Source organism: Paenibacillus sp. B2(2019) (assembly GCF_008370385.1).
Taxonomy (GTDB): domain Bacteria; phylum Bacillota; class Bacilli; order Paenibacillales; family Paenibacillaceae; genus Paenibacillus_AQ.
Map to the genome: position 1 here is coordinate 24,380 of NZ_VTZR01000028.1, position 23,242 is coordinate 47,621.

At 46.3% G+C, this 23,242-nt stretch carries 20 protein-coding genes; all 20 read right to left on the reverse strand.

All coding sequences use genetic code 11. The features are described 5' to 3' along the window. The 20 genes from pgeF to rsmH all read right to left on the reverse strand — a co-directional run bounded on the left by pgeF (position 1) and on the right by rsmH (position 23,208). Positions 1-858: a peptidoglycan editing factor PgeF gene (gene pgeF / locus PAENI_RS28400; RefSeq protein ID WP_149647591.1), complete on the reverse strand. Its 858-nt coding sequence runs from the start codon at positions 856-858 to the stop codon at positions 1-3. A gap of 133 nt (positions 859-991) precedes the next feature. Next, positions 992-1,336 carry a YlmC/YmxH family sporulation protein gene (locus PAENI_RS28405; RefSeq protein ID WP_076284758.1) on the reverse strand — a complete coding sequence of 115 codons (345 nt, stop codon included), beginning with the start codon at positions 1,334-1,336 and terminating at the stop codon, positions 992-994. A 212-nt stretch (positions 1,337-1,548) separates the two neighbouring features. Beyond that, a complete protein-coding gene (gene sigG, locus PAENI_RS28410; protein ID WP_149647592.1) occupies positions 1,549-2,331 on the reverse strand; it encodes an RNA polymerase sporulation sigma factor SigG in 783 nt (260 codons plus the stop codon). A gap of 78 nt (positions 2,332-2,409) precedes the next feature. Continuing rightward, positions 2,410-3,132: an RNA polymerase sporulation sigma factor SigE gene (gene sigE / locus PAENI_RS28415; RefSeq protein WP_028530613.1), complete on the reverse strand. Its 723-nt coding sequence runs from the start codon at positions 3,130-3,132 to the stop codon at positions 2,410-2,412. Positions 3,133-3,223: 91 nt separating this feature from the next. Further along, positions 3,224-4,171 (reverse strand): sigma-E processing peptidase SpoIIGA, encoded by a 948-nt coding sequence (spoIIGA, locus tag PAENI_RS28420; protein WP_042194361.1) that lies wholly within the window; start codon positions 4,169-4,171, stop codon positions 3,224-3,226. A gap of 143 nt (positions 4,172-4,314) precedes the next feature. Next, positions 4,315-4,461, reverse strand: coding sequence for a hypothetical protein (locus tag PAENI_RS32390; RefSeq protein ID WP_223179028.1), 147 nt, complete (start codon positions 4,459-4,461; stop codon positions 4,315-4,317). A 351-nt stretch (positions 4,462-4,812) separates the two neighbouring features. Beyond that, positions 4,813-5,934, reverse strand: a complete 1,122-nt coding sequence (ftsZ, locus tag PAENI_RS28425; RefSeq protein ID WP_042130228.1) for a cell division protein FtsZ — start codon at positions 5,932-5,934, stop codon at positions 4,813-4,815. A gap of 61 nt (positions 5,935-5,995) precedes the next feature. Beyond that, complete coding sequence (gene ftsA, locus PAENI_RS28430) at positions 5,996-7,258, reverse strand: cell division protein FtsA (RefSeq protein ID WP_042190844.1); 1,263 nt, start codon at positions 7,256-7,258, stop codon at positions 5,996-5,998. A gap of 343 nt (positions 7,259-7,601) precedes the next feature. Continuing rightward, complete coding sequence (locus PAENI_RS28435; protein WP_042190846.1) at positions 7,602-8,372, reverse strand: cell division protein FtsQ/DivIB; 771 nt, start codon at positions 8,370-8,372, stop codon at positions 7,602-7,604. Between the two features lie 63 nt (positions 8,373-8,435). Beyond that, a complete protein-coding gene (murA, locus tag PAENI_RS28440; RefSeq protein ID WP_042190848.1) occupies positions 8,436-9,719 on the reverse strand; it encodes a UDP-N-acetylglucosamine 1-carboxyvinyltransferase in 1,284 nt (427 codons plus the stop codon). Between the two features lie 208 nt (positions 9,720-9,927). After that, positions 9,928-11,040, reverse strand: a complete 1,113-nt coding sequence (murG, locus tag PAENI_RS28445; RefSeq protein ID WP_042190850.1) for an undecaprenyldiphospho-muramoylpentapeptide beta-N-acetylglucosaminyltransferase — start codon at positions 11,038-11,040, stop codon at positions 9,928-9,930. Positions 11,041-11,045: 5 nt separating this feature from the next. After that, a complete protein-coding gene (gene spoVE, locus PAENI_RS28450; protein ID WP_042130238.1) occupies positions 11,046-12,143 on the reverse strand; it encodes a stage V sporulation protein E in 1,098 nt (365 codons plus the stop codon). A 54-nt stretch (positions 12,144-12,197) separates the two neighbouring features. After that, positions 12,198-13,619, reverse strand: coding sequence for a UDP-N-acetylmuramoyl-L-alanine--D-glutamate ligase (gene murD / locus PAENI_RS28455; protein WP_149647593.1), 1,422 nt, complete (start codon positions 13,617-13,619; stop codon positions 12,198-12,200). 3 nt (positions 13,620-13,622) lie between these two features. Continuing rightward, entirely contained in the window at positions 13,623-14,588 is a 966-nt protein-coding gene (mraY, locus tag PAENI_RS28460; RefSeq protein ID WP_042190854.1) for a phospho-N-acetylmuramoyl-pentapeptide-transferase, read from the reverse strand. A 21-nt stretch (positions 14,589-14,609) separates the two neighbouring features. Beyond that, a complete protein-coding gene (locus PAENI_RS28465) occupies positions 14,610-16,013 on the reverse strand; it encodes a UDP-N-acetylmuramoyl-tripeptide--D-alanyl-D-alanine ligase (protein WP_316502988.1) in 1,404 nt (467 codons plus the stop codon). Beyond that, on the reverse strand, positions 16,013-17,500 hold the full coding sequence (locus tag PAENI_RS28470; protein ID WP_149647595.1) for a UDP-N-acetylmuramoyl-L-alanyl-D-glutamate--2,6-diaminopimelate ligase: 1,488 nt from the start codon (positions 17,498-17,500) through the stop codon (positions 16,013-16,015). Before PAENI_RS28470 ends, PAENI_RS28465 begins: the two co-directional genes overlap by 1 nt. Before the next feature lie 55 nt (positions 17,501-17,555). Further along, positions 17,556-19,481: a stage V sporulation protein D gene (locus tag PAENI_RS28475; protein WP_076299654.1), complete on the reverse strand. Its 1,926-nt coding sequence runs from the start codon at positions 19,479-19,481 to the stop codon at positions 17,556-17,558. Between the two features lie 80 nt (positions 19,482-19,561). Further along, entirely contained in the window at positions 19,562-21,793 is a 2,232-nt protein-coding gene (locus PAENI_RS28480) for a penicillin-binding transpeptidase domain-containing protein (protein ID WP_076284764.1), read from the reverse strand. A 45-nt stretch (positions 21,794-21,838) separates the two neighbouring features. Further along, positions 21,839-22,231 (reverse strand): septum formation initiator family protein, encoded by a 393-nt coding sequence (locus PAENI_RS28485; RefSeq protein ID WP_076284765.1) that lies wholly within the window; start codon positions 22,229-22,231, stop codon positions 21,839-21,841. A gap of 23 nt (positions 22,232-22,254) precedes the next feature. Beyond that, positions 22,255-23,208 (reverse strand): 16S rRNA (cytosine(1402)-N(4))-methyltransferase RsmH, encoded by a 954-nt coding sequence (gene rsmH, locus PAENI_RS28490; RefSeq protein ID WP_042190866.1) that lies wholly within the window; start codon positions 23,206-23,208, stop codon positions 22,255-22,257. Positions 23,209-23,242 lie beyond the last annotated feature (34 nt).

A 23,242-nucleotide genomic window follows, 5' to 3' on the forward strand; every position in this document is an offset into this window, starting at 1 on the left:
TCAACTCTCCTTTATTCCGATCCAGCTCGTCATCCTGCCTGTAACCCCATCTTCTTTACGATAAGAAAAGAACAAATCTTGATTACAGCTTGTACACCAAGATGTACATTCGATATGAGTCGGCAATATTCCTGCTTTAATCATAATGCGTCGATTCATTTCTTTCAAGTTTAGCATGTATTTGTTCTCATCTGTGTCAGATGTTCTGTACAGCTCCACAGTACTGGCTGTTTCTGTTGGCTTACTCAGATCACCTTCCAGTCGATGAACATGCTCCATCACATAATCGTCCACCTCATAACAGCAGTCACCAATGGATGGTCCGATCGCTGCAATAATGTCCTGCGCATGGCTTCCGTAAATGGTCTCCATTTTACTCACCATAGCGGCTGCAATCTGGGCCACAGTTCCCTTCCAGCCAGCATGGGCAAGACCGACGACTTGGTGCACAGGATCATAAAAATAAAGGGGTACACAATCCGCATAAAAAGAAGTCAGCAAAACTCCCGGTACATCTGTAAGCAAACCATCGGTTGCCTGAAATGCCGAGGTTCTATCCTTTTGACCCCGCCCACGATCGTCTTCCCTTACCACTGCTATTTCTGCTCCATGGGTTTGTTCCCCACAGGTCCAAGCTTCCGGCTTGAAATCAAGAGCTTCCGCAAGCACCCTACGATTCGTTAAGACATCTTCCGGAGCATCCCCAACATGAAATGCACAATTCAGGCTGTCATAAGGCTTTTTGCTAGCCCCTCCCTGTCTACCCGTAAAACCCGCTGTAATTTCTCTATGCTCCACACGCCAAGGCTCCAGATGGAGCAGCATAAGTGTTTCCTTCCCCTGCACAAACGGTTCCATATCCTCACCTCCGCCTTAGTGTACCACATGTAAATACCCCTACAAAATGCCGCTTAAGCTAGAACATCAAATTTACTAACTTTTAAGTCATGCCATTTCGAATCATTTTATAAAAAACAAAAAACGCACCTAATTAATAAGTGCGCCGTTCGCCTCGGTCCCCTCGTTCCAAATACATCGTTTCTCGCTCGTCCTGCCCTTGAGGCATTCTTGATTCTTCAATCTTCACAAGCACTACATCAGATCCGATTTTGACAATATTTCGCCATGGAATAATCAGATCGGTTCCGCCTCCGAACAACCCCATAAACCGAGTGTATCCGGGAATTACGATTGCATCAATGACACCTCGGCGTAAATCAAGCTCTAAGTCACTGATTTGGCCCAGCCGCTTGCCGTCCACAATGTTAATAACGTCCTTAGTCTGAAAATCAGAGATTTTCATTTTTTTGGCTGATCCTAAATAATCCTCGTTCATCTCACCACCCCTGTACAATCAGACCTATAGTCCAATATATGTTATGAAAGCTTGGCCACATGCATGAAATATCCCCACAAAGTGAGGCTATGCTTAGATGCTTACCAAGGTACTTTTCGTGGGGCTCAATATATACTTCCTGAAACATTAAAAAGAGGAGATCACCCAAAATCCTTATCACGGATTCTGGATATCTCCTCATTTCAGACGATTTAAGACTTCACATGCTTTTGCATTTGCTGAATCGCAGATTTCTCTAGACGTGAGACCTGTGCCTGTGAGATGCCAATCTCATCTGCGACCTCCATCTGTGTTTTCCCTTCGAAAAACCGCATGGATAAAATTCGTTTCTCCCTTTGACCTAACTTACGCATCGCTTCACGTAAGGCGATTTCTTCGATCCACGACACATCCTTATTCTTATCATCGCTAATCTGGTCCATTACATAAATAGGATCGCCACCGTCATGATAGATCGGTTCGAATAAGGACACTGGATCCTGAATAGCATCAAGGGCAAAGACTACATCTTCCTTCGGTACGCCAAGTGCTTCAGAGATTTCGAATATCGTCGGTTCCCGCGAATTCTGATTGGTCAGACTATCGCGTACCTGCAGCGCCTTATAAGCAATGTCTCTGAGTGAACGCGATACTCGAATCGGATTGTTATCACGCAAGTAACGGCGGATCTCACCAATAATCATCGGAACCGCATATGTGGAGAACTTAACGTTTTGTGATAAATCGAAATTATCGATGGCTTTCATCAGACCGATGCAGCCCACCTGGAACAAATCGTCAACAAATTCTCCCCTATTATTGAACCTCTGGATAACACTTAGAACGAGCCTAAGATTACCATTTACCAATTTCTCTCTGGCGGATCGCTCGCCCAGCTGCTGCAGCGAAGTGAACAGTTGCCGCATTTCCACATTCGTTAGAACAGGCAGCTTAGCAGTATCCACACCGCAAATCTCGACTTTATTTCGGGTCATGATGATTTACCTCCCAAGGAGAAACATTACTGTACATTATCTCCCGGGTTGGCCATTTTATTCCTTGCTAATTTCACCTTACACCATCTTGTTAAACTCCTTACGCAGCCGCTTAATAATTCGTTTCTCCAGACGAGAAATGTAGGATTGGGAAATTCCGAGCAGATCCGCCACATCTTTTTGCGTCTTTTCTTCGCCCCCACGCAGTCCGAAACGCAGCTCCATAATGAGTCTTTCCCGTTCGCTCAGCTTTTCCAGCGCCTTTTGCAGCAGCTTGCGATCGACCTGTTCTTCAATGTTCCGATAGATGGTATCATTTTCCGTCCCTAAAACATCTGAGAGCAGCAACTCATTACCATCCCAATCGATATTAAGAGGCTCATCAAAAGAAACCTCACTCCGTGTCTTGCTATTACGCCGCAGATACATCAAAATTTCATTCTCTATGCAACGTGATGCATATGTTGCTAGTTTTATTTTTTTCTCGGGATCAAAAGTGTTAACCGCCTTAATTAATCCGATAGCCCCTATCGAAACCAGGTCTTCAATATTGATTCCGGTATTCTCAAATTTACGAGCGATATACACTACGAGGCGCAGGTTACGCTCAATCAGCATCGCACGAACAGCAGCATCGCCGCTAGATAGCCGCTGAAGCAGATACTCTTCTTCTTCCCGTGTCAGGGGTGGAGGTAGAGCCTCGCTCCCGCCGATATAATAGATTTCCTGACTCTTCAGCCCCAGTAGAAACAGCATGCGGTAATATTGCAGCTGCAGAGCAATTTTCCATTTGACCATTATTGTTCCTCCTCCAAGAAGTACACGGTTAGCGTATGAAGCTTTTAATTCCCGCTTTCAGCCATCAGAAGTTTGGTTCAGCTAGCTTTAAAGATTAGGAAGGTAGTGCTGCATCAGTGGCGCTCTCTTTTTGAGTTAAATCCGGATGTATGACCGCCCGATAGGCTCCATCTCCTGAGAGTGTCCCGCCATCCAGCCCAATTAAGACTCTTTTACTATAAAAGATATCTTCACCGAGCTTTATCGTCACAAGGTCTGGCTTCAGTGCGAGCATAAATGATGCCCCTCGGTTAATCCCCCTGTAAGGTACTAGTCGCATCCTATCCTGCCAAGCAAACGACTGCCCGTCCGTTTCTAGCAAAAGTCTGTCCGCACCATCCTGAGTGAGTCTCCCTTTCCATGCAGCAGGCAGATGCCCCTCCCAGAGCGTCGATTCCATCACCATCACCGGTATGCGGGTCAAAGGATCACAGAGACGATTACCTGTGTCTAACAGGCCAGGACAGGAAACACTTACACCATCAATTTCAACAACCACCTCACCGATATAGGTTTCAAGCTGCTCCCTTCTGATTCGTGAAGAATGCACTGCCTTGAAGCAGATTAACACCAGGGGGAATACTGCAATGACAAACCAAAAGCCGATCTTTAAGCCGTAGGCATGCCCTCCTGAAGCAGTGAACATAATACCATTCCAAATGTCGCTGGAGCTCTGCAGCAAATAGTGAATACCAACAATTCCACCTGCGGCTGCAAAATTGATAATATAGAAAGCTCCCATAGTGCGAAGGTAGCTTTGCAGACTCCCAAAACCAAAGGCAATCCATAACATAACCACCGACAATCCAAACTTGATAAGGAAGGTATACATGAAAGACAGCTCCGGTACAAACATCATCACTACATACAGTGCGCCAACGAGAGCTGAGAGGATTAAACGCCACCATGAGATTCTCAGCTTAACCATCCAGCCTGTCAGCCACAAAAGAATTCCGTCGATCACTAGATTGGCGGCGAATATCAAGTCAATATAAACAACCAGTGCATTCACCTGCTTAATGGCGGAATCTATCCTCTAGCCAAATTGGATCAGGCTCTGTTTTTGGACGATATGATTAGTATAGAAAGTCTCGCATTCAAAGTCTGTCTAAACTTGGGGGGCATTCTTACGGTTTTTTTGTCGAGTTATAGCGCGTGGGGATTTATTCCTTCTTTATGGAATTTCTTATATCTTTTATTCACTGCGTCATTCGCTCCATCATTCGCTGGATCATTTAATGGAATAGAGGAATCCTGCAAATATACAACTTTTTGTGCAAAACTCCGCTTCATGAAGTCCAAAAACTGCAAATATACAGGATTATCCACACTTTTGGCTAGAAATCTTTATTTGGCGCAGGAATTACTGCAGATTCGCAGGAATCAACGCTTCAACCATCTACTTATTATTAAATACTGTATTTTTGCAGGATTATCCGATGGTTAATGGTTGCCGCTTTCCGCTCTCCGACTACCAGTTACCACCTACTGTAACTACTTAGTCAACCATCACCCCCTTGGAGCTACACAGTCCCGTTCATAGTCTTGCTTGATCCTTATTACATTTACGCAAAAAAACACCGTACCGCTATAGCTAATCAGCTAAGCGATACGGTGTTCTCGTATAATCTTGATTCTATTTAATTAGTCATTGTTGCCCCGAGTACGATTACGCAGGAACGTCGGAATATCGAGCTGGTCAGAAGAACTCTGATTGCCGAAAGGACGTAAATTAGCTGAACTCTTATCCGGTGCTGCCGCAGGCTCGTTATTCGTCGAGACCGGACGACGTCCTGGAGTTTCAGGCGATGGTTTATGTTCAAAGCCAGTAGCAATTACTGTTACTTTGATATCATCCTTCAGGCCTTCATCAATAATCGCACCAAAGATCATATTCACTTCAGGATCAGAGGCGGATGTAACGATCTCAGCCGCTTCATTAACTTCATATAGAGAGAGGTTGGATCCTCCCGTAATGTTCATGATTACGCCGCGGGCGCCTTCAATAGACGTTTCCAAGAGTGGGCTCATGATGGCTTTACGTGCTGCTTCAGACGCACGGTTCTCACCATTTGCAATACCAATACCCATAAGCGCTGAACCGCGCTCTGTCATGATCGTCTTTACATCCGCAAAGTCAAGGTTAATCAGACCAGGAACCTTAATTAGGTCAGAGATACCTTGAACAGCCTGCCGGAGAACATTATCTGCTTCACGGAAAGCTTCCAACATCGGTGTTTTCTTATCAACGATCTCAAGCAAACGGTCATTTGGAATGACGATTAGCGTGTCGACTTTTTCTTTCAAAGCTTCGATTCCAAGCATTGCCTGGTTATAACGTTTTCTTCCTTCAAAAGTGAACGGGCGAGTAACTACCCCCACAGTCAAGGCTCCACACTCTCTAGCAATCTCAGCTATAACTGGTGCTGCACCTGTTCCTGTACCGCCACCCATCCCTGCAGTAACAAACACCATATCTGCGCCCTTAAGGGTATTAGAGATCAAGTCACGGGATTCTTCCGCTGCTTTCTTACCGACTTCAGGATTAGCTCCTGCACCCAACCCGCGGGTCAGCTTGTCCCCGATTTGCAGCTTGTGCTCCGATTTGGCCATATGCAACGCTTGGGCGTCTGTATTAACCGTAATAAATTCTACACCCTGAACGCCATTTTCAATCATCCGGTTGACAGCATTACTACCTCCGCCGCCTACGCCGATGACTTTTATTTGCGCCAAGCTCTCCATTTCAAAATCAAATTCTAACATATTGTTCCATCTCCCCCTCAATGTGCTTGGATGGCCGGTCCAAGTATATCTGGACTTACACTTATATAAACTCGCTGAACATGTTCTTTAGACGCTCGACAAACCCGGTCTTCTGAACCGTTTCCTGATTTGGAGTGGCGTTCTGCTTACTCCGGTTGACCGTCTTTTTGTTGCTGCTTCCACCACTGCTTCTTCCACGGAAGCTACGGACAACATTATGCAGGATACCAACACCTCCGGTAAACCCAGGGTCCCGTACACCGATATAATCCGGTACAGCGATGCGTACAGATGCAGCCAGTTCAGTCTGAGCCGCCTTTAATACGCCAGGCATCGAAACAGTTCCACCCGTTAATATATAACCTCCAGGTAGTTCACTGTAACCAAGCCGTTTCACTTCCTGTTTAATCAGATGGAAGATTTCTTGCACCCGTGGTTCGATAATTGCCGCTAAATCCTCTTGGTTAAATTCCTTCTCTACATTACTGCCAATGCGCAGCACCTTGAAGACAACGTCAGAGGCTGCATCGTCAATCCATGCGCAACCATACTTTAGCTTTACTTTCTCCGCTTGATCAGTAAGTGTACGTAGTCCGTATGCAATGTCATTAGTTACAAATTCTCCGCCGATCGGAATCGTAGAGGTTGCACAAAGGGAACTTTCTTCGTATATGGCTATCGTTGTCGACCCGGCCCCGATATCAACCAGAACAGATCCCATCGATTTCTCGTCTTTGGACAGCGCCAATCCACCAGCACCAAGAGACATCAGCACAAGATCCTTCACTTTCAGCCCTGATTTCTCAACACATCGTAGTAGATTATGTATTGGCGTCTTAGCACCCGTAATGATGGTTGCGTCCACTTCTAGTCGAACACCAATCATCCCGCGCGGGTCCTGAATACCTTCGAGACCATCGACGATAAATTGTTTAGGAACAACATCAATCACTTCTCGCTCCGGAGGCATAGCGATGACTTCCGCAGCTTTAATAACGCGATCGATATCATCCTCACCGATTTCACGATCCTCATTCTGAACGGCCACGACACCGTGGCTGGATTGCAGGCCAATATGATTACCGGAAATGCCTACATAAACTTCTGATATTTGAATACCCACCATTTGCTCTGCATGATCTATAGCACTTTTGATCGATTGCACAGTTTGGTCGATATCTACAATCGCGCCTTTACGTATTCCTTCCGAATCAGCAGATCCAACGCCAATAATATTAAAGGTTCCATTGGTAACTTCCCCAATTATTGCCCGAACTTTGGATGTACCGATGTCCAAACTAACAATGATGTCATTGTTGCTCAAGTCCTATGGCACCTCCTGTTATAATCGAAATAATTTGCATAACCTTTTCCCGGTCCCGGGAAACTTCTCTGTACATATTCAACATACCTAACCCTTTCCCTCTTTTTTCTACAAATTTTTTGAACGGAATAATATTCCAACATCCCTAAATGTGATTAGTTACTCATAATTTTTATAAGAATGATAATTATCACAAGAAATATATACCTATTTGGTTATTACTAACCATATAAAAGATTATATTTCAAAAAAATCGAAGAAAAAAGAGGGATATAGCTTCTTGCCCGTAACTCCGATTGTAGCATTTTTTGAACTCTATTAGTAGGGACTATTTACCTCTACTCTACTCTTGCACATCTTTTTGCTCATCGCCCTTTTGCTCCTCACTTTCGACCTGAAAAGGAACATACGAGTCGGCTTCAAGCATCGTGATAAGTCCAGGCTCCTTTGTCTCTATTACCTGATTCAAGTATGACACTTTGCTCTTCAATAAAGAGATGGAAGTGATCACCTCGAAACGGGATCTAGTATAGAGCTTGATACGATCCGGAAATGACAAGGTTGGCGAGGGAACAATCTCAGAGATATCACTTGTCAATTCATTAGAAATGCTTCCAAGCGTTTGGCATAGGATAGCCTTATTAGGATCAGCTGGATCCCAGTTGGTTAATATAGGTTTCTCTACAGCAATACCAGTCTCATTAACAGTCACCGCTGCTCCACTCGACAGAATCGCCTTCAAGATGCCGCCCTGTTCCAGTTCATAGGCCACCGCAGGGAATTCTTCAATCTTCACTGTGATTACCCCGGGGAAATCCTTCTTTACGGCCACAGCCTTAACCGTCTTAAGCTCCAGCAGAGATTGTTCCACAGACTTCGTAGAAACGGCAAAGAATTGTCCACCTATATGAATTCCACTTTGCGAGAGTAATTCCTCACTAGTAGAATACTTGCTTCCCTGAAAATCTATCACTGTAATGTGACTAATAGACGATCTGAAAAAAATCACAGCAAGAAGCGCAGTGAACAGTAGCAGCAGGATCGCCGTAATCTTACGGCTCATTTTTTTCTTAGGCTTGTCCTCTTTAAGAAGAGGTAATCGGGTTGTTGTCATTCTCATATCTCCGTAATAAGGCCCTGTCTCCTTCCTTGGTAGAACTGAAGGAGACAGGGAGCTTTAATTGGCCAAATCAAGTGGATCCGGTACGGGTACCTTGCGGCTTATGCGCGCGCCAAGCTTCTGAAACAGCTTCTCTATTCCATCATACCCGCGGTCAATATGGTGTGCTTGCTCAACGACTGTAGTCCCTTGTGCAGCAAGCCCAGCAATGACCAGAGCCGCACCTGCACGCAAGTCAGTAGCTTCCACAGTAGCACCATACAATCTCTGAACGCCGCGAATAAACGCACGATTCAAATCAATAGAAATATCAGCGCCCATCCGCGCCATTTCTTCAACATGCTTGAATCGTCCCTCAAACACCGTCTCCTTGATTACACTGAAGCCATCAGCGAGAGACAACAGCACCATGACCTGAGATTGCAGATCGGTTGGGAAAGAAGGATAAGGAGAAGTCACAATTCTCTCAACAGCACGTGGACGCCCCATACAACTGATATTAATTATATCATTGCACACTGTGATTTGAACACCAGCCCGCTTGAGCACATGAATAAGCGAAGTCAGATGCCCCGCATTGGCATGTGTCAAAGTCACATTTCCTCGTGTAGCTGCCGCAGCAATCATTACGGTTCCAGCCACAATCCGATCAGGTATCACCTCGTACGTACAGGGATATAGGTTTTTCACCCCTTGAATTGTGATGGTGTCCGTACCTGCACCGATAATCTGAGCACCCATGCTATTTAGAAACTGCTGTAGGTCCTGTATCTCCGGCTCTCTCGCTGCCCCCGATATTGTTGTTGTTCCCTCTGCCTTTGCGGCAGCCATCATAATATTCTCCGTTGCTCCTACACTTGGATAGTCGAGATGAATATCACTCCCTATAAGCTTAGAACCCCGACAGAATATTCTTCCGTTGCTTTCCTCGATCTCCGCCCCTAACGCCTTAAGTCCCTGTAGATGAAGATCGATTTTACGCTCTCCGATCGCACAGCCCCCAGGCTGATAGATCGTTACCTCTCCAAATCTGGATAACAGCGGTCCCATTAGAAAAATGGAAGATCTCATCTGCCGCATTAAATCCTCAGGGATATGAGATGTCCCGACGGCAGACGTATCTATCGTCACCGTATCCTCTTGATGCACGCACCTGCAGCCCAGCCGATCTAGGATGTCTAGCATAGTCTCGATGTCCAGCAGCTTCGGCACATTATGCAGTGAGTGAACTCCTTCGGCCAGCAGGCTTGCCGCTAGAATCGGCAGCGCCGCATTTTTTGCTCCATGGATACGAATGGTGCCTGACAGGGGACTTCCACCCTCAATCACCAATTTGTCCAATGTATCACCTCCGAGATTACCGCTCACCCACCACAAACACTTCCGTTACAAGCTCATATGAAATGTACAAGAATATCCTGCACTACATCTCAGGTTTGGAAGTGTCCTGGGTGATTGTCACGATTATAGGATTATCCTATGTTCGTTCCTCCAAGTGTGTGACAGAGAGCTGCCAATAAGGAAAACCCGTATGGAAAACGATGATATCTTAAGACTTCTTACCCGCAAGTCTTCGGAGCTCGCTTGTGATTACTGCCGCAGAATCTCTTTTGCCGAGTCGTTTGGAGGCCACGGACATCTGCTCACGCACGGCTTCAGTTCCGATGATTTTTTGAACCGCCTCATATAGTGCCGTGCCGTTTAAATCTTTCTCAAGCAGCACCACAGCAGCACCTTCACGCTCCAACTGTCTTGCATTCGCCTCCTGATGGTTATTCGTCACATTAGGAGATGGAATGAGTACAGAGGGAATACCCAGCGCTGTAATCTCAGCGAGAAAAGAGGCTCCCGCCCGATTAACGATCAAGGAGGTACAAGCCAACACCTCTGGCATATTATGAACGTAAGGAAGGACATGCAACCAGTTTGGTATGCTACCCAGCTTTTGACGCAATTCCGCCCGAGTCTCTTCGAAATAAGGTTCACCTGTAACATACACATAATGAACACCATTACCCTTACCCACTTTTGGGGCCATTTCAATCATGGCTCTATTAATAGCCTTAGCTCCCTGACTGCCACCAACCACCAAAACAACAGTACTGCCATCCGAAATCCCCAGCGATGCGAATCCTCGTTGCGGACTTGCTGTAGTAACTGTTGTGGCACGTGGATTGCCAGTATAGATCACATTTTTGCTGCCCGGAAAAGAGGACTCTGTTCCTTCAAAGCTAACGGCGACTGTACTCGCATACCGACTCAGAAAGCGATTGGTTAGACCTGGTATGGCATTTTGTTCATGGATCAAAGTAGGGATGCCCAACCGGGATGCAGCATAAACGACTGGACCACACACATAACCGCCTGTTCCAATCACAACATCTGGTTTGAATTCTCTTAACATTTCTTTGGAAGCCTTAACACCCTTCAAGAAACGCATCACGGTCTTGACATTGTCTATGGATAGCTTGCGCCGAAAACCAGTGATGTCGATAGATTTGAAAGGGATATTCTCTTGAGGAACAAGCTTGCTCTCTAAGCCACGCGTTCCACCAATATACAGGAAGGTAGATTTGCTATCTTCCAACTCCATTTGCCTAGCAACAGCGACCGCAGGATAGATATGTCCACCCGTGCCTCCGCCGCTTAATACGATACGCATCTCTTTCACCTCGCAAAACGGGATAAGTTCAATAGAATGCCAAGGGATGTTAGCATCAGTGTAAGTGAAGATCCGCCATAGCTAATCAGAGGAAGCGTGATGCCCGTTACAGGCATTAGACCAATAACAACACCAATATTAATAATGACTTGCACAGCCACCATACAGACGATGCCAACGGCCAGATAGCTCCCAAAACGGTCAGGCAGACTCATCGCCACCTTCATCCCGCGCCAGATTAGAATAAGAAATAGGATCAACACAGCCAAACCACCGATAAACCCCAGCTCCTCGGCCAATATAGAAAAAATAAAATCTGTTTGTGGCTCAGGTACATAGCTGTACTTCTGCCGACTCATTCCTAATCCAAGGCCACCGAGCCCACCAGGACCAATCGCATATAACGACTGAATGATCTGGTAGCCTGCACCAAGGGGGTCGGACCAAGGATCAAGAAAAGCGGTAATCCGCTGCAACCGGTAAGGCGCTGCTGCAATCAAAGCAACAAACCCTGCCGCACCAGCTACTCCAAGTGAAAGTAAATGCTTCATTCTAGCCCCTGCTGTGAAGACCATCATCAAGGCTGCACCAAACATGACGGTACCTGTACCCAAATCCGGCTGGAGCATGATCAGCGCGAAAGCTGACCCAATAAGCGCAAGTGGTGGGAGCAAGCCGCGTGTGAAGGAAGTGATGTCGTATTCCTCTTTTCCTAGCCAATTGGCTAAGAATAGAATCATACCCATCTTCATGAATTCGGAAGGCTGGATCCCGAAGGAGCTAATTCCTAGCCAGCTGCGCGCTCCCCCGCGTACTACACCAATACCAGGGATAAGCACAATAACAAGTAAGAAAAAGCAGATCAGAAGTGCCGGCTTAGCCAGCTTTTTCAGCACCCTGTAATCGGTATTCGCCGTAACGAACATTGCGACTAGTCCCAGTCCTGCAAACAAAAGCTGTCTTTTTACAAAGTAAAACGAATCTCCATAATTGCGGAAGCCCAGAACGGACCCGGCGCTGTATACCATCACCATGCCGATCACCAGCAAAGATAGAATAGGAATCAGCAACCAAATATCGGGAGCATGACGAGTTTTGTTCATCAGGAGCACACCTCTTGCATCCGTAGTAGGGATGGGGCTTATCCACCCCCCTACTTAAAGGTTATGCACCGCCTCTTTAAAAATACGCCCGCGCTCTTCATAGGATGTAAACATATCCCAACTTGCACAGGCAGGAGACAAAAGAACGATATCTCCTTCTTCCGCCAGAGCGGAAGCTTCCTGCACAGCTTGCTCAAGCACGGCAGCGGCACTCTCCCCATTATCGACGGAGATAATCTGCTTTAATCCTGCCAGCTGCGCTACATTCGTTAGCTTGTCCTTAGTTTCCCCTAACGCCACTAGCGCTTTAACACGACCGCTCAGGACAGGCAGCAGCTCCAAATAATCGGAACCACGGTCTAATCCACCAGCGATCAGCACTACAGGGCGCTCAAAGGACGTTAATGCCATAATCGTCGCTTTGGAGTTCGTTGCTTTGGAGTTATTATAATAAGTGGCTCCAGCCTTATCAGCCACATACTCCAGCCGGTGCTCCACACCGCGAAATGAAGCAAGCACTTCACCCAATAAAGAGGGGTCAGCTCCAGCAGCAATGGCAATTCCACATGCAGCCAGTGCATTTCCCACGTTGAACCGTCCCGGAATGCTAATGGAATCTACATCAGCAATGATTGTTTCTTGGTCTGCAGATTCGCGATAGATGATGCGGCGCTTCAGATCGTCATCTTGACCCGTAATATAGGATGGGCTAACAAACACACCATGAGTGAGCTCCTCGGACATAGAGAACGGAAGAATAGTAGCTTTCATATACGGCACAAGTTCCCGGCAAAAAGGATCGTCCCAGTTCAGCACAGCCGTATCCGTATCTACTTGATTGGCGAACAGCTTTGCTTTGGAATCGACATAATCCTTCATGCTCCCATGATAATCCAGGTGGGTCTCCGCAATATTCAACAAACAACCTATTTTGGGGCGGAAAGTCTCCGTACCTTTGAGCTGGAAGCTGCTGAGTTCGACCACCATCCAGTTATCCTCTGTAGCTTCTTGCGCAGCCTCACAGAGAGGCGTGCCAATGTTACCTGCAACAATCGGATTCATACCTGCAGCGTCCAGCATTTGACCTACCCAGGTCGTCGTTGTCGTCTTGCCATTGGATCCCGTGATGCCAATCATCGGCGCTGCACAAAGACGGTAAGCAACCTCTACCTCTGTAACTACTTCAATGCCAAGCTCAAGAGCCTTTTGCACAGGAGGCGCAGAATAAGGAATGCCTGGATTCTTAATGACCAGACTTACACCTTCATGAATCAGTCCATCCGGATGCCCACCGCTTATAACACAAATTCCCAAAGATTCCAATTCGGAAGCTTCGGGACTTTGATCTCTTTCCTTTTTATCGTTCACCGTAACTACAGCGCCTCGATCATGCAGCACTTTAGCAACCTGGACACCGCTTTTTGCGAGCCCAAGAACCACAACTTCTTCACCACGATACATATCTGGATGTTTCATTCGCTACAACCCCTTGCTAATAAATAGTCCAACAGCGGCTAATATCAAGCTTACCGCCCAGAACGAAATTACCACACGCCATTCCGACCAGCCACCAAGTTCAAAATGATGGTGAATCGGGCTCATTCTGAATACACGTTTGCCACGGGTTTTGAAAGAAACCACCTGTATCACGACAGATAACATTTCCACCACAAACACACCGCCAATAATTAAAAACAGCAGTTCGCTCTTTGTGACAATCGCAATCGCACCTATCGCGCCGCCAATACCAAATGAACCGGTATCCCCCATGAACACCTTAGCTGGATGGGCATTAAAGACCAGAAATCCAAGAACGGCCCCGATCATTGCCGCTGCACACACGCCAGCTGCAATTGACGTAGCCTGCATCGCTACAACAGCATAAGCGGCCAAAGCAATAGCACTTACTCCAGACAGCAAACCATCTACTCCATCGGTAAAGTTAACAGCATTCGTTACTGCCATCATCATAATAATAATGAATGGATAGTAGAAAAATCCTCCCCAGTCAAAGCTGAAGTCAGTACCCGGAACGCTGATACTTGTGCTATGTCCTGCAGAAATCAGCAGACCGCACATCACAGCACCTACCAACAGCTGCCCGAACAATTTTTGACGCGCCGTAAGGCCCAAAGAACGCTTGAATACGATTTTGATATAATCATCCAAAAATCCGATCAGTCCAAAACCAAGCGTAGCCACTAGTAGTACGTAGAAATCGTTATTCACCACGGAAAATTTCAGATAAGCCAATGTAAAAGCCACGATGATTACGATACCACCCATCGTCGGCGTTCCCGCTTTCTTTAAATGGGATTGCGGTCCGTCATCTCGCACCTGCTGTCCGAATTTCATCCTGCGCAGTAGCGGAATGAAGAGCGGAGCGGCAATGACCGCAAGGATAAAGGAAACAGCAATAGTCAATAACAATAGTTGATAATCCATGGGTGCACCCCCTCCATTTTTTTAGGTCTCTTTAATCTCTTTATTAAGGCTCTGAAGCACTTCCTCAAGCCTCATCCCTCTAGATCCTTTGAATAGTACAATATCCTTGGAGCTGCTTTTCTCGATAAGGACGGCTGTTAATTCTGACTTATCCGTAAAAGCCAGCACACGCTCGTTTCCGAATCTTTCCTTTGCAGCTTCTGCAATATGGACTGACAATGGACCATAGGTATATACAAAATCAGTCACTGCGGGGTCTAGGTAGTAGCCAATTTCTTTATGAAACTGTATTTCATCCGGCCCAAGTTCCAGCATGTCCCCCAGTACTGCGATTTTTTTGCCACTGCATTTCATAGTTTGAAGCACATCAATGGCCGCCTTCATAGAAGTCGGACTGGCATTATAAGCATCATTCAAAAGTGTAAGCCCGGAAGAAGTCCGAATCACTTCAATCCGCATGCCCGTCAACTTAAGATTACTTAACCCATTCCCTACATTTTGTTCTGTAATTCCAAAATGGCGAGCAACCGCTAGTGCAGCCAACGCGTTAACAACGTTATGCTGGCCTGGCAGCGGTAATGTAAAAGCATGTTCCTTATGAAGGCTTGACGTAAACGTCATACCACCACTATGGGACATCATCCCAGTTGGATAATCATCATTATCTCCATTCAGACCGAAACGGAAGGACACCATCCCCTCCGGAGCTTCAAAAGTGGACTCTTGCATTACCTCAGTCAGCAGCGGTTCATCACCGTTATAAATTAGCAGTCCACCTGGCTTTAGCCCTTCGACTATTTCCAGCTTGGCACGGGCGATTTCTTTGCGGGATCCCAGTTGCAGCAGATGTGACTCACCTACATTAGTAATGACTGCAACATCTGGTGCAGCCAAAGAAGCCAGCAGAGCAATTTCTCCCCGCGAGCTCATACCCATTTCAAGCACTGCAATCTCTGTATCCTCAGCCATGGATAGAATCGTGAGCGGAAGACCAATATGATTATTGAAGTTTCCCTCTGTCTTGTGCACCTTGTACTGCATTTCGAGCAAGGCCATAATGATATCTTTTGTCGTAGTTTTGCCATTACTGCCCGTAACAGCGACAACCTTCGGAGCGACCTCATTTAAATACGCAGCGGACAGCTTCTGAAGCGCCTCTAGCGTATCTTCAACAATTATGACTCCGCCACCCTCAGGCGCAGGACCTTTATCACGTTGCCATAAGGTCCCTGCAGCACCAGCAGCCATAGCTGTAGCTGCATAATGATGACCGTCAAATTTGTCTCCCGTTAGAGGAACAAACAGGCAACCTGTAGTTATCTTACGGGAGTCAGTAACGACGCCCGTAAGTGGTATATTCATAGCTTCGGCAGCAGGAAGTTCCCCTGCGCACATCACAGCAATTTGTCCCAGTGTTCTTGTAATCAATAGCTTCGACCCCTTATAACTTCTTTAGCGACGATGCGGTCATCGAAATCGTGAACCACTCCGCCAATCAGTTGATAGGTCTCATGACCTTTCCCCGCAATCAATACTACATCGCCAGAGCTTGCCATTTCAATAGCCTTCCCAATTGCTTCTCGGCGATCAACAATCATATGATACCGGTCAGAGGTGACTCCATCCTCTACTAGTCCTGCTTCTATATCCTTCAGAATTAGCCCAGGGTCCTCCGTCCGAGGGTTGTCAGAGGTTACGAATATCATGTCGCTATATTTTGCAGCTATCTTACCCATTAAAGGACGTTTCGTGCGGTCTCTGTCTCCTCCGCAGCCAAACACAGTAAGCACTTTACCTGTAGCAAATTCGCAGACCGTTCTTAATACATTTTCCAGCCCGTCTGGTGTATGTGCATAGTCAACGATAACGGCATATTCTTGCCCCTCATCTACTGACTCCACCCGTCCAGCTACCCCATCAATCGCCTCAAGACTAGTCTTGATATCTGACAGTGACACATCTTCCAACAACGCTGCCGTAATCGCCGCAAGTGCATTATAGACATTGAACTTACCAACCATACGAAGCGAAATGTCCGTCTCACCCTTAAACGTATCTACATGGAAAAAAGTTCCTTTTGCAGTGATCGAGATTTGCGAAGCTCGGACATTAGCGTTGTTATCAATGCCATATGTAATCACTTCCGCTGCAGTTTGGGTTGCAAAATAGTGGCTTGCCTCATCATCAGCATTAAGCACCGCATATTTGCGTTCTTCTTTCCAAGGAGAGATCACATTTCCCAGTCTAGAGAAGAATAGACCTTTAACCGCCCGATACTCCTCCATTGTATGATGATAATCCAGATGATCCTGGGTTAAGTTCGTAAATATTGCTGTACGGAAGTCCGCACCCTTCACTCGTCCTTGCTGAAGCGCATGGGAGGAGACTTCCATTACGCAACATTCCACACCTTTGGAAGCCATATCATGAAGCGAGCGCTGCAGATCTAGCGATTCTGGAGTAGTCCCTGACATAGGGTAGCTTTTGCCGTCATAGCGCATTTGAATGGTCCCAATCAGACCCGTCTTCATATTCTGGTCTTGCATAATTCGCTCAATAAGATAAGTCGTTGTTGTCTTCCCATTTGTACCCGTAACCCCGATCATTCTCATTCGGCTGCTAGGTGAGCCAAAGAATGCATTCGACATGACAGACATCGCAAAACGGCAGTCATCCACAACGATCTGTGGGATATCAAGCTCTAGCTTATGCTCACATACGATAGCAGATGCTCCAGAGGCTACGGCTTGCGGCGCAAATTTATGTCCGTCTACGGTGTGACCCGGTAAACAGATAAACAGATCACCCGGACTTACACGGCGGGAATCCGTTTGAAGATCAGTAATCTCCACTTCCCCGTTCCCATATAGACGCGAAGTGGCAAGACAAGCAGATAATTCATTAACTTTCATAGTAATCCCTCACTCTACATTTTCGGATACAAACTGAACCCTTATACCTTTATCATTATTCACTAGAAGCTCCCATATAAATCCTGATGGTTGAGCCCTGTTCTACTCTTGCCCCAGCTTTCGGAGCCTGATTGATGACCGTATTGCCAGAGCCTGAACGCGCCAGATTAAAATTCATATTTAAATCCTCATAGATATCTTGTACGGTTGCACCTGTAAGGTCAGGCACGGTCACAATCGGAGTTTCACCATACTTATAAGTTTTTGGAAGCTGATCACTGCGCTCAGGAACCTTCATATAGTGCAGTGAGTCTTCCAAAATATTTTGCACGATTGGAGCTGCAACTACACCCCCAAATTGAATCCCTTTCGGATTATCCACTGCAGTGTAGACAACGATCTGTGGATCATCTGCCGGCGCAAAACCAATAAAAGAAACAATATGCTCTGTCGGAGAATAACGTCCATTTACAACCTTCTGTGCAGTACCCGTCTTGCCACCTACACGATAGCCGTCGATAAAAGCCGGCCGTCCCGTGCCTTTGGCAACCACGCTCTCAAGTGCTGCCCGCACCTTCTTGGATGTCTCCTCCGAAATGACCTGCCGCACAAGCTCAGGCTTCACCTCTGATACAGTCTCTCCCGTTTCAGGATTAACCCATGATTTTGTTACATGTGGTTTATAGAGATTGCCACCATTGATAGCCGCGGATACCGCAGCAATCTGCTGGATAGGTGTAACCGAGACCCCTTGGCCGAAGGCCGTAGTCGAAAGCTCCACCGGACCTACTTGACTAAGCTTGAACAGAATCCCATTAGATTCTCCGTTTAGATCAATTCCTGTTTTGCTGCCGAAACCAAAATCACGAATATATTTGAAGAGGGTTTCTTTGCCCAGCCGTTGCCCAAGAGCAACAAAACCAGGGTTACAGGAGTTCTCAACTACCTGAAGGAAGGTCTGGCTGCCATGGCCGCCTTTTTTCCAACAGCGCAGCTTGGCACCCGCCACTTCGATAAACCCAGGATCATAGAAATGATCATTTTGCAGGTCTACCTTACCTTCTTGCAGTGCTGCAGCAAGTGTGATGATTTTGAACGTCGAACCAGGCTCGTAAGTCATCCAAATGGGCAAATTCCGATTATAGATCTGCGGATCATATTCCTTATATAAACCCGGTTCATAACCCGGTCTACTAGCCATGGCCAGAATTTCACCATTCTTCGGATTCATCGCTATAGCCCAAGCACCCTGCGCCTGATATTTTACCATAGCTTGATCCAGCTCACGTTCCATAATGGATTGAATCTGTTTATCAATCGTCAATTGCAGATTAAGTCCATCCTGAGGGGCAGAATACTTCTCCGATGATCCAGGCATGAGTCTTCCACCTGCGTCAGACAAATACGAAATATTGCCTGCTATTCCTTTAAGTAAATTATCGTATATGTTCTCGACCCCGGTAATTCCTTGGTTATCAATACCTGTAAAGCCTAGTATATGCGCGGCAAGATCGCCGTACGGATAATATCTTTTGCTATCCTCAGCGACAACGATGCCCGGCAACTGCAAATCACGGATGCTCGCGGCAAGTTCCATCGTAATTTTGCGGCCGCCGGGCTGTAGTTTCACCGACATTGATTTTTTAGTCAGCAAGCTCATCAGCTTCTCCTCGGTCATCCCAAGCAGAGGCGCCAATTGCTGCGCTGTCTTTTGCTTCTCCTTCACCTGCACAGGCACCGCATAAACCGTAGGCGTACTGATATTATAGGCCAGCGGTATACCTTCACGATCCAAAATTTCACCACGCTTGGCTGTAAAAGGAATATTGCGGCGCAAGGAATCTTCTACCTTGTCACTTAATTTCTCGCCTTGGGATAATTGCACAAAGCCAAGACGCACGACCAGCGAACCGAATAACACTGCCAGTCCCAGCAGCGTCCACAACATTCTCCGCCGTGTTACGACCTTCGAAACCTTCATTCCGTTCTCCCCCGCTTTCACCTATAGACATGAGCTCTTATCTTCATGACTATTCGGGACAAACAGGGGTTAGAACAAGCCTATGGCCCACTCTCCGATTCCGTACCCTCATCAGCAGTCGAAGTTGCAGGATCATCTTCACTCTTATCATTTAATGGTTTCAGCTTCAAAGTAACCAATGTTTTGCCGTTCTTTGTTCCTTCAATCTGTTCCGAGACATATCCTTCGCCTTCTACCGCAATCTCCACTTTTAGAAGTGTTAGAATCTCAAGCGCATCACGCAGCGACTCTCTTTGTAAATTTGGAATGGTAGGCTTGTCCCCTTGCTTGCTTAATAGGTATATACGCTGACCTTGAGCAAGCTTCGTTCCAGCCTCTGGATATTGGGTTTCCACAGAAGCTTCTTCACCGACAACTTCAAAATCAAATCCTTGATCCAGAAGCGTCTCTCTTGCTTCCTTCATCGTTTTGCCCATCAGATCAGGTGTGGTCCGGAGCACAGGCGCTTCAGATTCAACTGTTTTTTTACTATCCTTATCGCTAGTTTCAGTCGCTAACTTTGGAACTCCCATGTATTGCAGAGACTGAGATACGATTTCTTTAAATACAGGAGCTGCAGCTTTACCGCCGCCAACCTCAACGTTCGGTTCATCAATAATAACAATAACAGCGATCTTTGGATCATTCACAGGCGCATAACCAATAAAGGAGACCAGTACTTTGGACTTCACGTAGTCCTTACCTTCAACCTTGATAGCCGTTCCTGTCTTACCTGCGACACGGTAACCTTCTATGTGAGCGTTGCGTCCTGTACCTTTGACTTGGTCGGCAACTACCTGCTCCAAGTATTCACCGGTTTTCTTGGCGCTTGCCTCATCAATCACCTGACGCACTACACTAGGCTGAGTAACCTTAGTGTCACCGGTGTTTGGGTCCGTAACCTCTTTTACCACATATGGAGTCATCAGTTTCCCACCATTGGCGATAGCAGATACAGCAACCAATTGTTGAAGCGGGGTAACTAGCACTTTACCATGCCCATATGCAAGTGTAGCAATTTCGATAGGACGTCCAAGGTTAGGGTTAACGACCCCACTGGCTTCCCCTGGCAAATCGATTCCTGTCTTCCCATTAAAGCCAAAATCATCAATATACTGTAAAAGTCTATCTTGTCCGAGCATTTCATAAAGTTTTACAAAAAGAACGTTACTAGACCGCTTCACACCTTCCAGGAAACTGATTTGCCCCCAGCCGGCACGATTAATATCATGCAATGCCTTACTGTATCCCTTAATTCTGATAGATCCTGACAGAAATGTAGCTACGGGATCAAAAAGCTTCTCTTCTACAGCTGCAGCAAGTGTTACAATTTTGAAGGTCGAACCGGGCTCATAAGTTGATTTGATAGCATGATTGTAGAAACCCGCTGCATCAGCACCCGTATCCATATATTTATTAGGATCAAAGGTAGGCATATTCGCCATCCCCAAAATCTCCATCGTATTCGGATCAGCAGCAATGACACTCATACTTTTCGGCTTATATTGCGCATATGCCTTTTCCATGGCCGCTTGTATATATTGCTGGATTGTACTGTCGATTGTAAGTTTGAAATTACTGCCATTTACTACAGGTTTATAAGTATCTTTTGAATCCGGCAGCTTAACCCCTTGACCGTCACTTTGATAAAGCAGCTTGCCATCGGCACCCTTAAGCTGTTCATCTAGGGATTTTTCCAGACCCATAATCGCCTTGCCATCTCGATCTGTATAGCCTAATATATGCGCAGCAAGCGAACCCTTAGGGTAATATCGTTTCTGCTCTCTAACAAGACCAATCCCAGTCTCTTGAATTTTATGCTCTTTACCTAGGGCTACATAAAATTCTTTCACCTTATCCGCAAGTTCCTGATCGATCTTCCAGCCTTCGTTACGAACCTCACGATTCTTGAGGTATTTACCGTTCTCGTCTTTCGCTTCAACCAGTTTCCGCAGCTCATCTTCTGGCTTGCCGAGCAGCTCATGCAATCCCTTGACGACCTCATCACCAATTCCCTTTTCAGCAATGACTGCCGGGTTTACAACCACAGTATAAGCAGGGACATCACTTGCGAGCACACTCCCATTACGGTCAGAAATCGTTCCTCGCTCTGCTTTGATAGTCGAAGTGTGCGCCCAAAGTGTAGCAGCCTTTTCTTGCCATTCTGAGCCCTCCATAACTTGAATCCAGAACACTCTAGCTATCAAAACAAGAAAAAAGAGGGTAATACACCCTCCTATAAACAGCGTGCGAAGTTTTATTCTCTTTACCATAAGCGAACCTCACAATTTTTTTATTGCGATCTTGCCAATCGCTCACTAATTATCGCCTTCTGTCGATATCGGATTCGCCGGAATAAAGATTGTAGCATTTTCATCCGGTGCTACGTATCCAAGATCCTTTGCCTTTTGGGCAACCTTCTGCTCCAAGTTCTGCTTCTCCATCTCAAACGTGGAAATTTGCTTCTTAGCAGTCGCTATATCCTTATCTAATTTCTGGGCCTGCAAGTTCAAATCATAAATATGAACGTAACGTGAAATCAGGGTGATAGCCACCAAAACGCATACTCCTAGCGTCAGCATATACAAAAGTTTCTCTTGCAGCGGAAGTACTCTTCGTTTAGTAACTACTTTTGTCTTCTCGCGGTAAAGGGGGTTTACCTCTTCTTTTCTTTTGGGCTGAACTGCTAAATTGCCGCGGGTATAGGCCATCTCTGACTCTCCTTTATCGTCAATTACAATTTTTCTGCAATGCGCAGCTTAGCTGAACGGGCTCGAGTATTAAGCTCAAGCTCTTCTTCAGAAGGCACAAGCGGTTTGCGGTTGATTAACTTAAGCGTGCCTTTCGCGCCACATACACAAAACGGAAAGTCAGGCGGGCATGTACATCTGCTTAAATAGCTGCTTAGTATTTGCTTGCAAATTCGGTCCTCGAGTGAATGAAAAGTGATAACGGATACTCTACCTTCTGGTGCAAGGCAACGTACTGCGCTATGTAATCCTTCTTCAAAAGCACCCAACTCGTCGTTTACAGCAATCCGTAAACCTTGGAAGCTACGTTTAGCGGGGTGTCCTCCCGTTCTTCGTGCAGCCGCCGGAATACCTTCCTTGATAAGCTCAGCTAATTCTCCTGTGGTCTCCACAGGACTTTCTTCTCTTCTGTCTACAATTTTCTTAGCGATTCTCCGCGAGAACTTCTCTTCTCCATATTGGAAAAGCACACGGGCAATCTCCTGCTCAGACCACGTATTCACAATATCAGCAGCCGTTAATAGCGCTGTCTGATCCATCCGCATGTCCAGCGGAGCATCATGATTGTAACTAAATCCGCGTTCTCCCTCATCAAACTGGGGAGAGGATACGCCAAGATCAAAGAGGACTCCATCCACTTGGGGAATGCCATCTTTTTGTGGTACAAAGGGCACATCCTTAAGTACACTCTCCAGATCACGGAAATTGGTCTTAATGAGTACAACCTTGTCTCCGTATTCAGCTAGTCTTTCTTTTGCGTTCTCCAGAGCCCAATCATCTTGATCCAAACAGATTAATCGGCCTTCGCCGCTAAGTTTGGAAGCAATTAGTGCGCTGTGGCCTGCTCCACCGAGAGTGCAATCTACATAGATTCCGTCTTTTTTGATGTGCAGCCCTTCTGTCGCTTCTTCTTTAAGCACCGTGATGTGGTGAAACAAGCTGCATCCCTCCAGGACAGTATTCGATATTGTG

Excerpts from the sequence above, each read along its gene's own strand:
- pgeF (WP_149647591.1), bottom strand. The coding sequence starts at position 858 with ATGGAACCGTTTGTGCAGGGGAAGGAAACACTTATGCTGCTCCATCTG.
- PAENI_RS28405 (WP_076284758.1), bottom strand. The coding sequence starts at position 1,336 with ATGAACGAGGATTATTTAGGATCAGCCAAAAAAATGAAAATCTCTGAT.
- sigG (WP_149647592.1), bottom strand. The coding sequence starts at position 2,331 with ATGACCCGAAATAAAGTCGAGATTTGCGGTGTGGATACTGCTAAGCTG.
- PAENI_RS32390 (WP_223179028.1), bottom strand. The coding sequence starts at position 4,461 with ATGAAGCGGAGTTTTGCACAAAAAGTTGTATATTTGCAGGATTCCTCT.
- ftsZ (WP_042130228.1), bottom strand. The coding sequence starts at position 5,934 with ATGTTAGAATTTGATTTTGAAATGGAGAGCTTGGCGCAAATAAAAGTC.
- PAENI_RS28435 (WP_042190846.1), bottom strand. The coding sequence starts at position 8,372 with ATGACAACAACCCGATTACCTCTTCTTAAAGAGGACAAGCCTAAGAAA.
- murG (WP_042190850.1), bottom strand. The coding sequence starts at position 11,040 with ATGCGTATCGTATTAAGCGGCGGAGGCACGGGTGGACATATCTATCCT.
- spoVE (WP_042130238.1), bottom strand. The coding sequence starts at position 12,143 with ATGAACAAAACTCGTCATGCTCCCGATATTTGGTTGCTGATTCCTATT.
- murD (WP_149647593.1), bottom strand. The coding sequence starts at position 13,619 with ATGAAACATCCAGATATGTATCGTGGTGAAGAAGTTGTGGTTCTTGGG.
- mraY (WP_042190854.1), bottom strand. The coding sequence starts at position 14,588 with ATGGATTATCAACTATTGTTATTGACTATTGCTGTTTCCTTTATCCTT.
- PAENI_RS28470 (WP_149647595.1), bottom strand. The coding sequence starts at position 17,500 with ATGAAAGTTAATGAATTATCTGCTTGTCTTGCCACTTCGCGTCTATAT.
- PAENI_RS28475 (WP_076299654.1), bottom strand. The coding sequence starts at position 19,481 with ATGAAGGTTTCGAAGGTCGTAACACGGCGGAGAATGTTGTGGACGCTG.
- PAENI_RS28480 (WP_076284764.1), bottom strand. The coding sequence starts at position 21,793 with ATGGTAAAGAGAATAAAACTTCGCACGCTGTTTATAGGAGGGTGTATT.
- PAENI_RS28485 (WP_076284765.1), bottom strand. The coding sequence starts at position 22,231 with ATGGCCTATACCCGCGGCAATTTAGCAGTTCAGCCCAAAAGAAAAGAA.